Source organism: Paenibacillus humicola (assembly GCF_028826105.1).
Lineage (GTDB): Bacteria > Bacillota > Bacilli > Paenibacillales > Paenibacillaceae > Paenibacillus_Z > Paenibacillus_Z humicola.
In genome coordinates this window covers 1580414-1596292 of the sequence record NZ_JAQGPL010000001.1, presented here as the reverse complement: position 1 = coordinate 1596292, position 15879 = coordinate 1580414, and the positions used below count along the sequence as shown (strand labels likewise).

The window sequence follows — 15879 nt, the reverse complement described above, 5'->3', positions numbered from 1 at the left end:
CTTCCTCCTTCTCCATTTTTGCTTAACGTTCAATTACGAGCAAAGAGCCGCCGCTGTCCCGAAAAAGGCGGCTTATCTCTCTGCCCCGTTCAGCTTGTAGAACGCCGCCGCATTGCCGCCGAACAGTCGAGCCCGCTCCGCCTCGCCGAACGATTCCGGCAGCGCCCGCTCCAGCACCGACACGACCTGGCCGTAATCGGCCGCGAGCAGGCACACCGGCCAGTCGCTGCCGAACATGACGCGGGACGGTCCGAAGCATTCGGCGATATGGCGCACATAAGCGGTAAAATCGTCCGGCTTCCAGCCCGCGTGATCGGCTTCCGTCACCATTCCGGACAGCTTGCAGCTGGTGCCCGGATGCCTGCGGGCGATTTCCTTCATTTGCTCCGCCCAAGGCTCGAATACGCCGGCGGCGATTTGCGGCTTGCACAGGTGGTCGATGACCGCATGCAGGCCCGGCACGAGCTCCAGCAGCTCCATCACAGCCGGAAGCTGATGCGAAACCGCAAGCAGATCAACCGGCAGCCTGTCTTCGGCAAACCGGCGGAGCGCATTTATGATATGCGGCTGCAGCGCCTCGCGCGGATCGCTCATTTCCTGGATCATGAGACGAATGCCCGCGAACTTGGGACTTGCTTGAAACCGTTTCAGCGCCTCCGGCCAAGCCGGATCGCCGAAATCGAGCCAGCCGACGACGCCCGCGACCGATGCGCACCGCTCCGCAAGCTCCAGCAGGAAGTCCGTCTCCGCATGCGTCTGCGCCGCCTGCACGACGATCGTGCCGCCGATTTCGTGCCGTGACAGAGACGGTTCGAGGTCCTCGGGCAAATAATCGCGGTACAGAACCGGCACGTCCGGCGTGAGCCACCCGTAATCTCCCCGGCCGAGCTTCCAATAATGCTGGTGCGCGTCAATTCTCACGGACGATGACCCCCTTCTTCAGGATAAGGTTGGCGTACTGCGCCCGTTCGCCGGTAGCTACTATCGCATAAGCGCGTTTGGCCCGTTCGTAAAAAGCGAACCGCTCCATCTGCTCGAACGGGTCCGCCCTGCCTCCGGCATGAGGCTGAACCAGCTCGCGATAGCGGTTCCAAATCGGCGTTTCGACCGGGTCGCCGGGCACAACCGCCATCAGCGCCGCCGGCTGCTCGACGTACGTGTCGAGCGGATACAGCCGCAGGACCGCCTCCAGCAGCTCCGGGATCGGATGGCCGTCGCACCGGACGAGCCGCTGGGCATGGCTGGCCGCGGGAAAATTGGCGTCGGCGAGCACCAGCTCGTCGCCGTGCCCCATTTCCATCATGATTTTCAGCAGCTCCGGGGGGATGAGGGGCGAGATTCCTTTCAGCATCGTCCTGCTTCTCCTGCCTTTCCTGGTCAAGTTTCAAAAAAAGGAAGGCCCGCCGATGAGCTTCCCTTATTCTGCTGCCGCAAACCGCAGGCAGCCCTGCGATCGGCCGGCCTTTAGGCCTCGTCGGGCACGAAACGGTTCGTCAGCGAACCCAGCTTCTCAATCTCAATCGTGACCTCGTCGCCCGGCTTCAAATAAACCCGCTGCTCCTTCGGCAGCCCGAGCACGACCCCTTCCGGCGTCCCCGTCAAAATGATATCGCCCGGCTCCAGCGTCATATGCTGCGAGATATAGCTCACGATTTCGTCGCAGTAGAAAATCATGTCGGAGGTGTTCGAATTTTGGCGCACCTCGCCGTTCACGATCGCTTTAATGACCAGCTCGTTCGGATTGCCGACCTCGGCCGCCGGCACGAGATACGGGCCGAGCGGGCTGAAATCGTCGCACGTTTTGCCGAGCAGCCACTGATGCGTGCGCGTCTGCAGGTCGCGGGCGGACAAGTCGTTGACCGCGCAGTAGCCGAATACGTAGTCCAGCGCCTGCTCCTTCGATACGTTTTTCGCCCGTTTGCCGATCACGATGACGAGCTCCGCTTCGTAATCCAGCTCGTCCGTCACTTTGGGCACGGCGACGTTCTGCTTATGCCCGGTCAACGTATTGTTAAACTTGTTGAACAGGATCGGATATTGCGGAATCGGCGCGTTCGTTTCTTCCGCATGCTTGCGGTAGTTCAGCCCGACGCAGATGATTTTGTTCGGCCGCGTGACGCACGGTCCCCACTCCAGCGCGTTTTCGTCGAGCAGGAAGGCGCCTTTTTCCGGGAGCGACGCAGCGTAAGCTTCAAGCGCCGCAACTGCCGGTTCGCCGCCGCGGATGACGTCCATGACGTCGGTGGCGACCTCCTGCTGCGCGGGATGGCTCGCCAGCGCCCGTTCGATGTCGATGACGCCGGCTTCCGTCTTGACGCCGAGCGCCTGCCGTCCTTCTTTTATAAACGTGAGCAATTTCAGCATGAGCATAACCCCTCCATAAGATGATGATGGCTTTCTTGATGCATGCAGCGTTTTAGGCGTTTTTGCCAAATACGGCGCCGCCGTCGACGTACAGCGGTGCGCCCATGACGAACGTCGACTCATCCGAAGCGAGGAACAGCGCCGCCTTGGCGACGTCCTCCGGCCGTCCGAGACTTTCGCTCAGCTGGCGTTTCTTCAGCCCTTCGATCGCCGCAGCTTCGTCGCTGTACGATTCCTTCAAATACTTTTCCACGAACGGCGTCATGATCGTGCCCGGCAGCAGCGCATTGACGCGGATATGGTACGGCGCATAATCGACCTGCATTGATTTCGTAAGCGCCAGCACCGCGCCTTTGGTCGCGGCATAGGACGCCCTGCGGGCCAGCCCGATCTCCGCGATGCACGAGGACATGTTGATGATCGAACCGCTTTTGCGCTCCATCATATGCGGCAGCACGTATTTGCTCGGCAGAAAAACGCCGCGGATGTTGACGTTCATCACCCGGTCCCAGTCGTCCGGCTCGATTTCGTGCAGCTGGCCGACGCCGCTGATGCCCGCGTTGTTAAACAGCACGTCGATACGCCCGAATTTGGCGATGATTTGGTCCGTCATCGCCGAGACGGACTCCGGGTTCGTCACGTCCGCCTGAATGAACGCCGCCTGACCGCCGGCTTCTTCGATTTCCTTCACCGTTCCCCGGCCGTGCTCTTCCGACAAATCGTTGACAACGACAATTGCGCCTTCCTTCGCAAACAGCAGCGCCGTGCTTTTGCCGATACCGGAGCCGGAGCCGGTGATCAGCGTCACTTTTCCTTGCAATCGCATGGTCAAACCTCCTTCGTAGGACGATGAATGTGAAGCGCTTTCCCGTCAGTGCAGCTCCGTCATCCGCCGGGCGAGACCGATGAGCTCGGCCCGCGCTTCGTCCGCCTTGCGCTCCCACTGGTGAAGCGGCATCGAGCAGCTGACCGCCGCGGCGGCTTCGCCCGCCCGGTTGAACACCGGTGCGGCGACGCACCGGAAGCCGATGACCGATTCCTGGTCGTCGACGGCGTACCCCTGCCCGCGAATGCGCCGCAGCTCCTCAAACAGCGCTTCGCGGCGGGCGATCGTATTCGGCGTCATGGCCGTCAGCTCCGGCTTCGGATAGAGGCGGCTCCACTCCTTCTCCGGCAGCCAGGCCAGCAGCGACTTGCCGAGCGCCGTCGCATGGGCGGGCAGGCGCATGCCGGGCTCGGACAGCAGCCGGACCGGCGTCTGCGCCTCCATTTTCCCCAGGTATAAAATGTGGTCGCCCTCCCGCCTGGCCAGCTGAATCGTCTCCTGCAGCTTGTCGCGCACCGGTGCGGCTTCATGCTGAAAAGCATCGTACAGCTCGAAATGCTGCGCATAGGACGAAGCGTAAGCCGAGACGGCGGGACCGAGCGAATAGGTGTCGGCCGCGCTTTTCCTCACCCAGTTCAGCGCTTCCATCGTGGCCAGCAGCGAGAACATCGAGCTTTTGTTGATGCCGAGACGGCGGGACAGATCGATGAGCTTGTGTTTGTCCGGCTCCTTGGCCAGAACGGACAAAATGCCGTCCGCCTTCTCCAGCGCCGGAACCCAGTATTTCCGGTTTTCCGACAATCACTTGACCTCGCACCCAGGTTTACTATAATAAACCCGATTCTTTATAGTGAACTCACTTCCTAAGATAGCCCATTTCAACGCAGGTTTCAAGAACAAATTGATGAGGGGATAAAAAAGAAAGCCCACAACTCGAGCGGCAATCGTCCCCGCTAGAATGATGGGCCTGGATGCGTTGAAGCGTTCTACAGAGCGACCTTCTTGCCCGTGCGCGCGCTCTCCACGGCGGCGAACACCATCGCTACGCTCTTGATGTTGTCGGTGCAGTCGGTTTCCGCCGGGCGGCCCTGCTCGAGCGCCGCGAACATTTCGTCGAGACAGCCTTTGTGGCCTTCGCGCCCCTGCCAGCGGTCCTCGGCCTCGACCGGTTTGACCGCGGCGAAAAATTCGACCGGCTTTGACTCATCGACGACGGCGCAGACGGGGAGCGAATGTCCGTCCCATTTTGCCGTGCCGCTGCTTCCGATAACGCGCCACTCCGACTCCCACGAGGTCGGAAGCCCCTGCGCGCACCACGAGCCGCGATAGGTGAACACCGAGCCGTCGCTCATCTCAAATATGCAGACCGCCGAGGCATTGCCCTTGTACCAGGAGCCCGGGGGGTTGAATTCATGGCAGTAAACGGACACCGGATCGGCTCCGCTGATGAAGCGCGCCTGGTCGAACGTGTGGATCGCCATATCGACGATCAGCGGACTGTCCATCGCGTCTCGGAAGCCGCCGAAATGCGGCCCGAGGAAGAAATCCGCATGGATCGTGCCGATTTGGCCGATCGCGCCGCTTTGGACCAGCTCGCGGAATGCGCGGATCTGCTTCAAATAACGGCGGTTTTGCATGACGCTGTACCGTTTGCCCGTCGCCTTCGATACGTCCGCGATTTCCTGCGCGTCCGCGAGCGACTCGGCCATCGGCTTCTCGCCGAACACGTTCCGGCCCGCCTTCATCGCGGTCGTGACGATCGTCTTGTGGCTCGCCGGGATCGTAACGTCGAACACTAGGTTCGCATCCGTCTCGGCGAGCGCTTGCGACAAATCGGTGAACGTCGGGACGTTAAGCCCCCGGCGCTCCTTCATTTTGACCGCGCTCTCCTCGAAGATGTCTACCAAGCCGACGATCTCGGCATTTTCCCGCTCGGCCGCGTAATCCAGCCACTGGTTCGACATGCCGCCGCAGCCGGCGACAATGATGTTATGCTGTGCCATGTCCGCTCGATTCCCTCCTATACGTAAAGCTTTATTCCGGATTCGGTACGAAGCTTCCGCCCCGGCATTGCTTCAAATAGTTCAGCGCATGCACCTGGCCCGTCATTTCCAGCTCGTCCCGGTATACGGGATCGTGCCAGCCTTCGATGTCGATGCTGCCCTGGTAACCCGCCTGCATTAAAATGGAAATGACATCTGTCCAGTTCGTATCGCCGAATCCCGGCGTACGATGCCATACGAACTGCTTCGGCCCGTGGATGCCGTTTTCGCGGACGATGTCCCAGGCGATCGTCGCATCCTTGCCGTGTACATTGAAAATTTTGTGCGTCCATTTGCGCAGCTGCGGAATCGGATCGATCAGGCTGACCATCTGATGCGTCGGCTCCCACTGCAATCCAATATTGTCTGCGGGTACGGCATTAAACATCATTTCCCAGGCAATAGGATTGTGGGCGATGTTCCAATCGCCTTCCTTCCAGGTGCCGCCCATGTCGCAATTTTCGAAGGCGATCCGGACCCCGCGGTCCTCCGCCCGCTTCGACAGCTCGCCGAATACTTCGGCGAAACGGGGCAGCGATTCATCGATCGCACCCGGCATCCTGCCGGTGAAGCCGGCGACCAGATCGGTTCCGAACTCATGCGCATGGTCGATGAGCCGCTCCCAGCTGGCCAGCGTATCCGCATTGTTGCCCGCGCCGGTGAGCGGGTTGCCGAATATGCCGAGGCTGGAAATGACGATGTCTTGTTCAGCCAAAATATCCTTGACTCTTTTCGCGATTTCCGATAAATCCGCATTGTTCGTCGACTGCCAGAACGTCAGCGAAAACGACTCGAAGCCGTGCGGAATGATTTGCGGCAGGACGCGTACGGCGTCGTGGCCGCCGACAAGCGTGCCGATTCGGAGCTGTTTCATTTTCGTAATCGTTCCTCCCTGTTTTAAATCCCTTTCATCGTACAAAATCGCCCGGCCGCAAACTAGAAGCACTATTCCGAACTATTCGTACGATCTTACGATTTCTGCCGGAAATAAAGCGTTGACACCTGCATTTTCTGCGATTATATTGATAAAATCGTATGCTTACAAAAGCTGGGGGGCACAGGGAGCATGACGGTCAGCCCGCTTAAGGAGAACACATTTATTCCGGATCGGACCTTTCCGATCAATGTTTTTATCGTTTCCAATGTCGGCATGCATTGGCACGATCATATCGAATGGATCTATGTGCGTAAAGGAAGAGCCCGCATTCAGATCGACGCCGTTTACGAGCAGCTCGGGGAAGGCGAGCTCGCCTTCGTCAATTCCAGGCAGCTGCACAGCGTCGTGACGCTGACGCCGGATGCGGAGCTCGTCTGCATCGTGTTCAACGAAGCGCTTGTCCGGGGAAGCGGTCTCGACATCACGGAGCATCATTATTTTCTGCCTTATCTGAACCAGCGGTTCAACTGGCCGAGCACGATGAAACGCGGCGAAGCCAGCATGGCCGAGATGAGCGAATCGATCGAGCGGGCCGTCGGCGAGTTCAAGCGCAAGGAGCCCGGCTACGAGCTGCTCGTCAAGGCGGAGCTGCTGCGCATCTTCGGCCAATATTTCCGCTATGCGCAGACGTGCGCCGCGCGGCCGATGCCGCAGGTGCGCCGGTCGCACGACCTGTCGCATCTGCTGCAAACGCTCCGCAGCCGGTACGACAGCCCGCCCGGCGTCGAGGAGGCGGCTGCGCTCGTCGGCCTCAGTCCGAACCATTTCTGCAAAGTGTTCAAGCAGGTGACCGGCAAAACGCTGCTCGAATATATTCACCTGCTGCGCGTGCAGGAGGCGGAACGGCTGCTGCTCGACACCGACATGCCGGTGACGGAAATCGCCGGGCGCATCGGTTACTCGAACATGACGTATTTCGGGCGCGTGTTCAAAAAGATGAAAGGCGCAACGCCGTCGGAAATCCGCAAACGCGGGGCTGCGCCGCCTTCAAACGAAAGGAGACCGGAACCCGAATGACGAAACCGCAGCTTGTTCTTGACGTCGGCGGCGTGCTGCTGACGAATATGACCGACTTCTGGCGCGAAGCCGCCGCATGCGCGTCGGTTCCCGGCGAACAGCTTCGTGCGCAGTTCCGGAAGGATCTCCGCAGGAGCCTGTGGTCGGGGGAACTGCCCGAAAGCGGGTTTTGGAGCTGGCTTACGGGCCGCTTCCCCGCGCTGGACGCGGAGGAGACTGCGCGGATGCTGCAAAAAAGCCTGCAGCCGCTGCCCGCAATGGCGCTCATCCCGCAGTGGAGCGAAATGGCCGGCATTCACCTGCTCAGCAATCACCGGGCCGAATGGATCCGGCCGCTGCTGGAGCCGATTCTGCCGTTTATTGCCGGCGTAACCATCTCGAGCGAGTCCGGCGTCTGCAAGCCGGAGGAAGAAATATACCGGCTGGCCGCTTCGCAGCTGACCGGGCAGGGCCCCGTGCTGTACATTGACGACCAGGACGTCAACTTTGTGCAGGCGGAAAAACTCGGCTGGCGAACGCTGACCGCCGACGAAGCGGGCGAATGGACAAAGCAGGTGGAGCGCCTGCTGGCTTAAACTATGCCAGCCCCGGATTATTACACCCGGCGCCTATTTTCTTGTATTGACGAAGCGCTGGCGAAGGACTATACTTTCCTCGTTCCAATTGCTGATTGAACGTGGGGGAAACGAGATGAACGACCGGTCGGTTCTTTTCAAGCTGTGCGGCGTATCGCTGCTGTGGGGCGGCAACTACGTGTGCAGCGCGTATTTGCTGCGCGATTTTTCGCCTGTTTTTTTATCTTTCTCGCGACTGGTCGTCATGTCGCTGTTTCTGATCACCGTCGCCTGCATCCACCGGTCCATGGAACGCCCCACGGCGCGTCAATGGATCTTGCTCTTTTTTACTGGATTTTTCGGGACGCTGATGAACCAGCTTTTTTATTTCGCGGGGCTGCAGTACTCGACCGCCGGCAACGCGGCGCTGATCATCGCGCTTTCCCCGATTGCGACGACCTTTCTCGCCCGTTTATTCTTAAAAGAATATATAAGCGTCTTGAAATTTGCCGGTGCCAGCCTCGCGCTGGCTGGCGTGTGCATCATCGTGCTGAGCAGCGGAAGCTCGCTGGATGCGTCCAAAGGGGACGTCTACCTGCTGCTCGCCATGCTCGGCATGTCGGCCAGCCTGCTGTTTATCCGGAAGCTGACCGCCGCCATGTCTTCCTACGGCGTCACGATCTATTCCACCGTCCTCGGCACGATGATGATGATCCCTGCCGCCTCATGGGAAGCAGCCGGCGGCCATCTGCACTACAGCACCGGACTGCTCAGCTGGGTGATTCTGGTTGCGGTTGCCGTGATCGGCCAAGGGCTTGCGGGTTTTTGGTGGAACAAGGGCATCTCGGTCGTCGGCGCTTCGGCAAGCGCGATGTTCATGAACATTCCGCCGTTTATCGCGATCGTCATTTCCCACTTCGTGCTTGGCGATCCGATCCGCCCCTCCCAGATCGCCGGAGGGATGCTTATACTCGTCGGCGTGGCGGTGTCCAACAAGAAGCCGTCCCCAAAGCCGGTTATCGAGGCGAAAATATAGACGTGAGCATAGCCGCCCGGGCAGCCGGTTTCAATTTTCCCGAAAGCATCCCATCATAACGGACTTGAGGAATACATACGGTGTATTCCTTTTTTTATGCGCGGATTTCTCTGCAGCCCAAGGGTAAAAAAAATCCGTTGGCCCCGGCGCTTCCTCATCGGAAGCGCCACGCAGGCCAACGGATTTTTATCGCTTTATTTCACGTACAATCTTGCCGTTTCTTCCCAAATCTCTCCCGCTTCGAGGCTGAACAAGCCGATTTCGTCAGTCGGCAGCGAGCTGTTCGGCGCGTTGACGAGGTTGATTTGCGGTTCGGGACAGAAGAAGCCCTCTCTCGCAAAATTGTTCCAGATCATCCACATCTTGTAGGATGTGCCGACATCGTATACGAGCGTCGCGCCGAGCTTCGTATCGGTCAGCTCCATCCGGTTGCGGCCGTTTTGCGGTACCGCCGTATAATGGTTGTCCATCGCGCCGAAGAACGGATAGACGCCCTCTCCCTTCAGCAGCTCCTCCTCCGGCGCCAGCGTCTGAAACTGCCCCGTCGGCAGCATCCGGTCGCTCATTTGCCAGCGCTCGCCGATCGTCAGCTTGACGCGGTAATCCTTCGCCGATCCGCCCGGCGCGAACGGTGCGTTAATCGCCGTGTGGAACGCGAACAGGCACGGAATTTTTTGTTCGCCGTCGTTGCGCACGAACAGCCGCTGCGACAAGCCGTCGCCGCTGAGCCCGTAGCGCAGCTTGATCGTAAATTGAAACGGGAGATGGCTGTGGACCGGATGGCCCTCGCGCACCATCAGTGCGACGACGACGAAGCTCTCGTCCTTCGACTGGCCGAAATCCTCCACCTCCCAAGGCGTGTCCGAAACGAAGCCGTGCAGATGGTTGCCGGTAGCCGCTTCATTAACGGGAAACTGGTAGGTTTGGCCGTTCCACGGAAACTTTCCGTCTTCGTAACGGTTAGGCGGATACAGGATCGGAATGCCGTGGATGATCGGGCGCGCCTTGAACGATGCCATTTCCTCTTCCGCCGGCTCGTGGAGAAACCGGTAACCGGTTTCCGTATCGCGGAACGCGATGCAGTTGCCGCCGATTTCGGGAAGAACGGCCGCTTCGTAACGGCCGGCCTTCAGCCAAATGGCTTTCTCGCCTTGATAAGTGCCTTCGTACGCTTGAAATTGGCTCATAAAAACAGGGTTCGCTCCTTTAACATCGATTCGAAAATAGGCCGTAATCAGCTTACCATAAAAACGAAAAATCCGGCGAAACGAATAACGATTTCCGCACAGGCCTGCCTTCGGGAGGCCCCGCGGTCCGTCCCGCTCCCCGCCCCGGGAAAGCACCCGCCTCTAACGACAGGTCACATGATCCAACGGAGCCTCGGCCTGGCGATGCCATTTTGCCTTTTGTATCCGGGCCGGGCCCTCGCATAACACTCCCTGCGCACCAAGCCTACGGATCGGAAGCGAAAGCCGATCCGGCGATTTTCGCGGTCTAGCCTGCTTCCACCTTGCTTCTTCCCTGCGAGTGCAGGTAAAGCTGCTCGTAGTAGCCTTTTTGGCGCAGCAGCTGCTCGTGCGTGCCTTCTTCGACGATCCGCCCGCTGCGCATGACGATGATGCGGTCCGCCTGCATAATCGTCGACAGCCGGTGCGCGATGACGATCGTCGTCCGTCCTTTGGACACCGCTTCCAGCGCCGACTGGATCAGCTGCTCCGTCTGCGAGTCGAGATTGGCGGTCGCTTCGTCGAGAATGAGCACCTTCGGCTGGAACACGATAATCCGCGCGAACGAAATGAGCTGCCGCTCGCCCGCCGACAATCCGCTGCCCCGCTCCGACAGCCGCGTGTCGTAGCCGTCTTTCTTCTGCCGGATAATGGCGTCGGCGCCGACGAATTTGCAGGCGCGAATGACGTCCTCGCGGGAGATCGTCTCGTCGAACAGGCGGACGTTATCGACGATGCTGCCGGAGTAGAGATACGGCTCCTGCTGGACGAGGCCGACGATCCGGTGCAGCGAAGGCTGCGGAATGTCGCGAATATCGACGCCGTCGATCGTGACGCTGCCCTTCTGCGTATCGTAGAAGCGGCAAAGCAGGCTGATCAGCGTGCTTTTCCCCGCGCCGGTCGTGCCGACGACGCCGATCATTTCGCCCGGCCGGATATGCAGATCGAGATCGTGCAGCACCGGTTCGTCCGGGCTGTAGCCGAATTTGATCCGGTTGAAGTCGATCCGGCCCTGTACTTTCGGCGCTTCGAGCGGAATCTCCGTTTCGCGCTCCTTGATCTCGGGCGAGACGGAGAACAGGTTCCAGATCCGGCCGACCGATACGGACGTCGATTGGAGCGTGTTCCACTGCTGCGTGATCGAGTTGATCGGCTGGAAAAACTGCCGGATATACGTAATGAACGCGTATAATACGCCGAATTCGATCGTATGCCCGAGCACCGCGTAGCCGCCGAGCCAGGTGACGAAAGCAATCGACATATTGCCGAGCAGATCGAAGGAACGGTTAAACAGCACGTTCGTTTTGATTTCCCGCAGGTTGGCGCTGAAATAGGAGCTGTTGCGCTCCCTGAACTGCCGTTCCTGCTCCTTCTCCTGGTGGAACGCCTGGATAAGGCTCATGCCGGCCAAATTTTCCGCCACGAAGGCGATCAGGCGCGACAGCCGGGTGCGCGTCAGCTGATACGTCTTGCGCATGTAAGAGCGGAACGCGATGGCGATGCCCGCGATAATCGGCAGCAGCACCATGCAGTAGAGCGCCAGCCGCGGATCGAGATGGAACATCATGACCAGAATCATCACGAGCGTCAAGCCGTCCCGAATGACACTCAGCACAACCTGCGTAAAAAACTGGTTGAGCGTCTCGGTATCGCTCGAGACGTGCGTGATCAGGCTGCCCGTCGGCATCCGGTCGAAGAACGGCATCGACAACCGCGAAATATGCGTGAACAGCTCCTTGCGGACGCGGGCGACGATGCTTTGACCGGCGAACTGCAGCAGATTGTTCTGCAAATACGTAAACACCAGGCTGCCGACCGAGAGGCCCAAATAGACGCCGCCGATCGTCAGAATCGTGCGAAAATCGTTCCGGCCGACCATCAAATTGTCGTCGATCGCGATTTTCATCAGGTACGGCTGCAGCAGGTCCGCGGCGATGGCGATGATCGTACAGCAGACGACAAGTAAAAACGTAACCCGGTGCGGCTTGACATACCGGTATAAAAACCGGATCATCTCCTTGCCCCCGGCCGACTTCGGCTCCGCCCCGCGTTCCGGTCCAGGGGCCGCTTCCTCCTGAATTCCCTGCTTAACGGACATGGCTTTCATGACGGCTCCCCTCCTCTTGTATGGCATGCAGCTCGGCATAAAGCCCCTTCTGCGCAAGCAGCTGCTGGTGCGTGCCGCGCTGCACGATGCGTCCCTCGTCAAGCACGACGATTTCGTCGGCGTGCGCAATCGCGCTGATCCGGTGGGCGATCAGGATCGTCGTTTTGTTCGCCCGCTCCTTGCGGATCGTCGCGATGATGTTCGTCTCGGTGACGGCGTCGACGGCGCTGACGCTGTCGTCCAATATAATCACCGGCGCGTTCTTGATCAGGCCGCGGGCCAGGCTCGTGCGCTGACGCTGGCCGCCGGACAGCGTAATGCCTCGCTCGCCGAGATGCGTTTCGAATTTCTCCGGAAACTCGACGATGCTGTCGTAAATCTGCGCATGCTTCGCCGCACGCTCGACCTTATCCAGCGAGCTGTCGCGGCGAAAAAATGCGATGTTGTCGCGGATCGTCGTGCTGAACAGAAACCCGTCCTGCGGCACGTAAGCGATCTGTTCCCGCAAATTTTCGAGTTTCAGATCGCGCACATCCGTGCCGCCGATCAGAATCGTGCCGGCCGGCGGGTCGTAGACGCGAAGCAGCAGCTTCATGAGCGTCGTTTTGCCGCTTCCCGTCCGTCCGATAACGGCGAGCGTTTTGCCCGGCTTTACGGTAATATCGATGTCGTGAAGCGCTTCCCGAGCCGAATCCGGGTACGCGTACGTCAAATGGCGGATGCGAATTTCCGCCCGGTTAAACTCGATCTCGCGCGCACCCTCCGACTCGCTGATATCCGGCGTGACGGACAGCAGGTCGTTAATGCGGACAAGCGACGCTTTTGAGCGCTGCATCGTGTTAATGACATTGCCGATCTGCTGCAGCGGGTTGACCATCATCCGGATATACAGCGTCAAGGCGACGAAGCTGCCGATCGAGATCCGCTGGTGGATAGTCAAATATCCGCCGAACACTATCGTAATAATGAACGAAATCGCTCCGATGAACGGGATAAGTGCCTGAAAAAGCGACGATACCCGCACCAGCCGCAGCTGATTGTCGCGGATCCGCTCTACCGTCGCCCCGAACCGGTCGATCATAATCGGCTCGACGGCGAATTTTTTCGTCACCCGGATGCCCCCGAACTGCTCCTCCGCCGATTCCGTCATCGTGCCGAGCGACTCTTGCACCTTAAGCGAGCGCTGGCGGATGACCGGCCCGAATCTCGTAACGAGCCAGGGGATGAAAAGCAGCGGGAACACGCAAACCGCTATGAGATAAAGCGGAATATCGCTGATCAGCATCATGATGATTGCGGAAATGATCAGCATCGTCGCGTTTGCCGTCTGGTTGATGCCCATCGAGATCGACTCGCGCACGCTCGTTACGTCGTTCATGACGTAGCTGAGCCATTTGCCGACGCCGTGCTTCGAGTAGTAATTTTCGCTGAGCAGCGTAAAATGGCTGAACAGCCGGTTCCGCGTATAAAACTCGAACCGCCTTCCAAGCCTCATAATAATATACTGCCCGATGCCTGCCAGCAGGCCGAAGGCCAGCGCGACGCCGAGCAGCATAAGGCTGTAATTCACGATATCCGCTTTCGTGAGCTGCTCGCGATTGAGCTGGTCGGTAAAGCTTCCGATCAGCTTCGGGTAATACGATTGCGCAACGTTGGCGATCATCGTCAGGATGACCGCCAGCGCGTAAAAATGGCCGTTAGCTTTGACATAATGAAACAACAATCGCTGCGGCTTCAATCCTCCATCTCCTCCCGCATGTTTCCTTGTATCAGCCAGGCAGGCCGAAGCTTGCCCTTACAAGCGATACCGGGCCGTCATTTGGCGGCGAGGCAATCTTCCCGCTTGAACCCCTAAGGCAAATCCAAGCGGTAACCACGATGTGCTTAGTATTCTAAAAAAAAGCGCAATTTAATATTAAACCCATTTTCCTCCGTTTGGAACAGGGAAAACGAAAAAAAGGCACACGGACAAAATCCCTTGCCGGCCGGGGCCGGATTTTACTCCGCTCCACCGTCCGTCAAGGGACTGCTGCTGTCTCGTCAATAAAAATCGTACCGCTTGAGCCATAGCCCGCAAACGGTCGTCCAGGACGCCACGTGCGGGTCTTCGCCGGCAAGACCGAGGCCGTGCCGGCCTTTCTCGTACACGTGCAGATCGAACGGCACCTTCGCCGCGGCCAGCGCGGACGCGTAAAGCAGCGCGTTCTCCACCGGCACGGCTCCGTCGTCCGCCGTATGCCAAATGAATGCCGGCGGCGTGTCCGGCTTTACTTGACGCTCGGCGCTGAGCAGCTCCACCATCTCTTCGGCCGGCTCCGGCCCGAGCAAATTGGTGCGCGAGCCGCCGTGGGCGTATCGCGTGTCGAGCGAGATGACCGGATAACACAAAATGCTGAGATCCGGGCGGCACGACTGCCGTTCGACAGGGTCCGCCGCCTCCGGGGCGCCCTGATCGAACAATACGCTCGCGGTTGCCGTCAAATGACCGCCCGCCGAGAAGCCGAGGATGCCGATTTTGGCCGGGTCGATGCCCCATTCCGCGGCATGCAGCCGCACGTGGCGAACCGCCCGCTGGGCATCCTTGAGCGCGGACGGGTAGCGGTAAGGCGCCACGCGGTAGCGCAGGACGAACGCCGAGACGCCGAGGCCGTTCAGCCACTGCGCGATCGGTTCGCCTTCATGCGCCGCCCGCATGCCGTAGCCGCCGCCGGGGCAAACGATAACCGCGCCGGTTCCGCCGCCCTGCACGAGATACGGCGTCAGCGCCGGACGGTCTTCGTCCCCGTTCCCCTGCGCAAGCGGCGCGCCTTCCGGCCATAGCTCAATTAGTTCGCCCGCAGATCCAGCCATTCGATTTCCTCCCTCGTCAGCTCAATCGTCGTTGCATCCAGACACGATTCCATCTCCGCCTTGTTGCGCGCCCCGATAATCGCCCCTGTCGGGAACGATTGGTTCAGCACATAAGCAAGCGCGATTTGAATCGTCGATTTGCCCTTCTCCTTGCCGAGCTGCTCGGCCCGGCGATAGCGTTCCCAGTTCTCATCATTATAAAATACGCGAACGAGATCGGCGTCAGAACGGTCCTCCGGCGTAAACCGACCGGTAAAGAAGCCGCGCGCCTGCGACGACCAGGAGAAAATCGGCAGTCCGCTCTGCTCATGCCACTTCATCATCGGCTCGTCGACGCTGACGCAGTCTTTCCAATACGGCTCCTTCGCCTTGGCGAGGCTCAGGTTCGGGCTGCTGAAATCGAAGCCGCGCAGGCCGTGCTCGGCCGCATAACGGTTCGCTTCCTCGAGCCGCGCCGTCGACCAGTTCGACGCCCCGAAGCACAGGATGCGTCCCGCTTCGACATGCTCGTTCAGCGCTTCCAGAATGTGCCCGACCGGAACGTTCGGATCGTCGCGGTGGAGCGCATACAGATCGACGTAGTCGGTGCGCAGCCGGTCGAGGCTGATCTTCAGCTCCTCGTCGATAAATTCCTTCTTGACGCGCACGCCTTCCTTATTCGGATGGGCGCCTTTCGTCCAGACGTTGATGCTGGCGCGGTTGCCCCGCTCCTCCAGCCACATGCCGATCGCCTGCTCGCTCCGGCCGCCGCTGTAGATGTAAGCGGTATCGATCGTGTTGCCGCCGATGGCCGTAAACGCATCCAAATTGTCGCGCACCAGATCGTATACATCCGGCGAAAAATAGTCCGACCCCATAATCAGCTGGGTCACGTTCATCTTCAGTCCCGGCAGTGCAATCGTTCTCATTCGTTTCTCCTC

15 protein-coding genes are annotated in these 15879 nt (G+C 59.5%); 3 read left to right on the top strand and 12 right to left on the bottom strand.

The features are described 5' to 3' along the window. Positions 1-72 precede the first annotated feature (72 nt). The 7 genes from PD282_RS07455 to PD282_RS07425 form a co-directional block, all read right to left on the bottom strand. A complete protein-coding gene (locus PD282_RS07455; RefSeq protein ID WP_274649725.1) occupies positions 73-921 on the bottom strand; it encodes an amidohydrolase family protein in 849 nt (282 codons plus the stop codon). Beyond that, positions 911-1351 (bottom strand): L-fucose mutarotase, encoded by a 441-nt coding sequence (gene fucU / locus PD282_RS07450; RefSeq protein ID WP_274649724.1) that lies wholly within the window; start codon positions 1349-1351, stop codon positions 911-913. The genes PD282_RS07455 and fucU overlap by 11 nt, the downstream gene beginning before the upstream one ends. Before the next feature lie 113 nt (positions 1352-1464). Then, positions 1465-2361 carry a fumarylacetoacetate hydrolase family protein gene (locus PD282_RS07445; RefSeq protein ID WP_274655084.1) on the bottom strand — a complete coding sequence of 299 codons (897 nt, stop codon included), beginning with the start codon at positions 2359-2361 and terminating at the stop codon, positions 1465-1467. Positions 2362-2416: 55 nt separating this feature from the next. Then, positions 2417-3190: an SDR family NAD(P)-dependent oxidoreductase gene (locus tag PD282_RS07440; RefSeq protein ID WP_274649723.1), complete on the bottom strand. Its 774-nt coding sequence runs from the start codon at positions 3188-3190 to the stop codon at positions 2417-2419. A gap of 45 nt (positions 3191-3235) precedes the next feature. Then, positions 3236-3991, bottom strand: coding sequence for an IclR family transcriptional regulator (locus PD282_RS07435; RefSeq protein WP_274649722.1), 756 nt, complete (start codon positions 3989-3991; stop codon positions 3236-3238). Positions 3992-4176: 185 nt separating this feature from the next. Next, on the bottom strand, positions 4177-5193 hold the full coding sequence (locus PD282_RS07430) for a Gfo/Idh/MocA family protein (protein ID WP_274649721.1): 1017 nt from the start codon (positions 5191-5193) through the stop codon (positions 4177-4179). Positions 5194-5224: 31 nt separating this feature from the next. Continuing rightward, positions 5225-6106, bottom strand: coding sequence for a sugar phosphate isomerase/epimerase family protein (locus tag PD282_RS07425; RefSeq protein ID WP_274649720.1), 882 nt, complete (start codon positions 6104-6106; stop codon positions 5225-5227). 192 nt (positions 6107-6298) lie between these two features. Between PD282_RS07425 and PD282_RS07420 the strand changes: the two genes are divergently transcribed. The 3 genes from PD282_RS07420 (at position 6299) to PD282_RS07410 (ending at position 8776) form a co-directional block, all read left to right on the top strand. Further along, positions 6299-7186, top strand: a complete 888-nt coding sequence (locus PD282_RS07420; protein ID WP_274649719.1) for a helix-turn-helix domain-containing protein — start codon at positions 6299-6301, stop codon at positions 7184-7186. Beyond that, positions 7183-7761: an HAD family hydrolase gene (locus tag PD282_RS07415; RefSeq protein WP_274649718.1), complete on the top strand. Its 579-nt coding sequence runs from the start codon at positions 7183-7185 to the stop codon at positions 7759-7761. The genes PD282_RS07420 and PD282_RS07415 overlap by 4 nt, the downstream gene beginning before the upstream one ends. A 115-nt stretch (positions 7762-7876) precedes the next feature. After that, on the top strand, positions 7877-8776 hold the full coding sequence (locus tag PD282_RS07410) for a DMT family transporter (RefSeq protein ID WP_274649717.1): 900 nt from the start codon (positions 7877-7879) through the stop codon (positions 8774-8776). Between the two features lie 194 nt (positions 8777-8970). Here PD282_RS07410 and PD282_RS07405 read toward each other — a convergent pair whose 3' ends face one another. The 5 genes from PD282_RS07405 to PD282_RS07385 form a co-directional block, all read right to left on the bottom strand. Continuing rightward, the gene (locus tag PD282_RS07405) at positions 8971-9963 is read right to left on the bottom strand and encodes an aldose 1-epimerase (protein WP_274649716.1); all 993 of its coding nucleotides are present in this window, start codon (positions 9961-9963) and stop codon (positions 8971-8973) included. Positions 9964-10270: 307 nt separating this feature from the next. Further along, the gene (locus tag PD282_RS07400) at positions 10271-12016 is read right to left on the bottom strand and encodes an ABC transporter ATP-binding protein (RefSeq protein ID WP_420832348.1); all 1746 of its coding nucleotides are present in this window, start codon (positions 12014-12016) and stop codon (positions 10271-10273) included. 73 nt (positions 12017-12089) lie between these two features. Next, entirely contained in the window at positions 12090-13847 is a 1758-nt protein-coding gene (locus PD282_RS07395) for an ABC transporter ATP-binding protein (protein WP_274649714.1), read from the bottom strand. A 302-nt stretch (positions 13848-14149) separates the two neighbouring features. Beyond that, positions 14150-14959, bottom strand: coding sequence for an alpha/beta hydrolase (locus tag PD282_RS07390; protein WP_274649712.1), 810 nt, complete (start codon positions 14957-14959; stop codon positions 14150-14152). Next, a complete protein-coding gene (locus PD282_RS07385) occupies positions 14935-15867 on the bottom strand; it encodes an aldo/keto reductase (RefSeq protein ID WP_274649710.1) in 933 nt (310 codons plus the stop codon). Before PD282_RS07385 ends, PD282_RS07390 begins: the two co-directional genes overlap by 25 nt. Positions 15868-15879 lie beyond the last annotated feature (12 nt).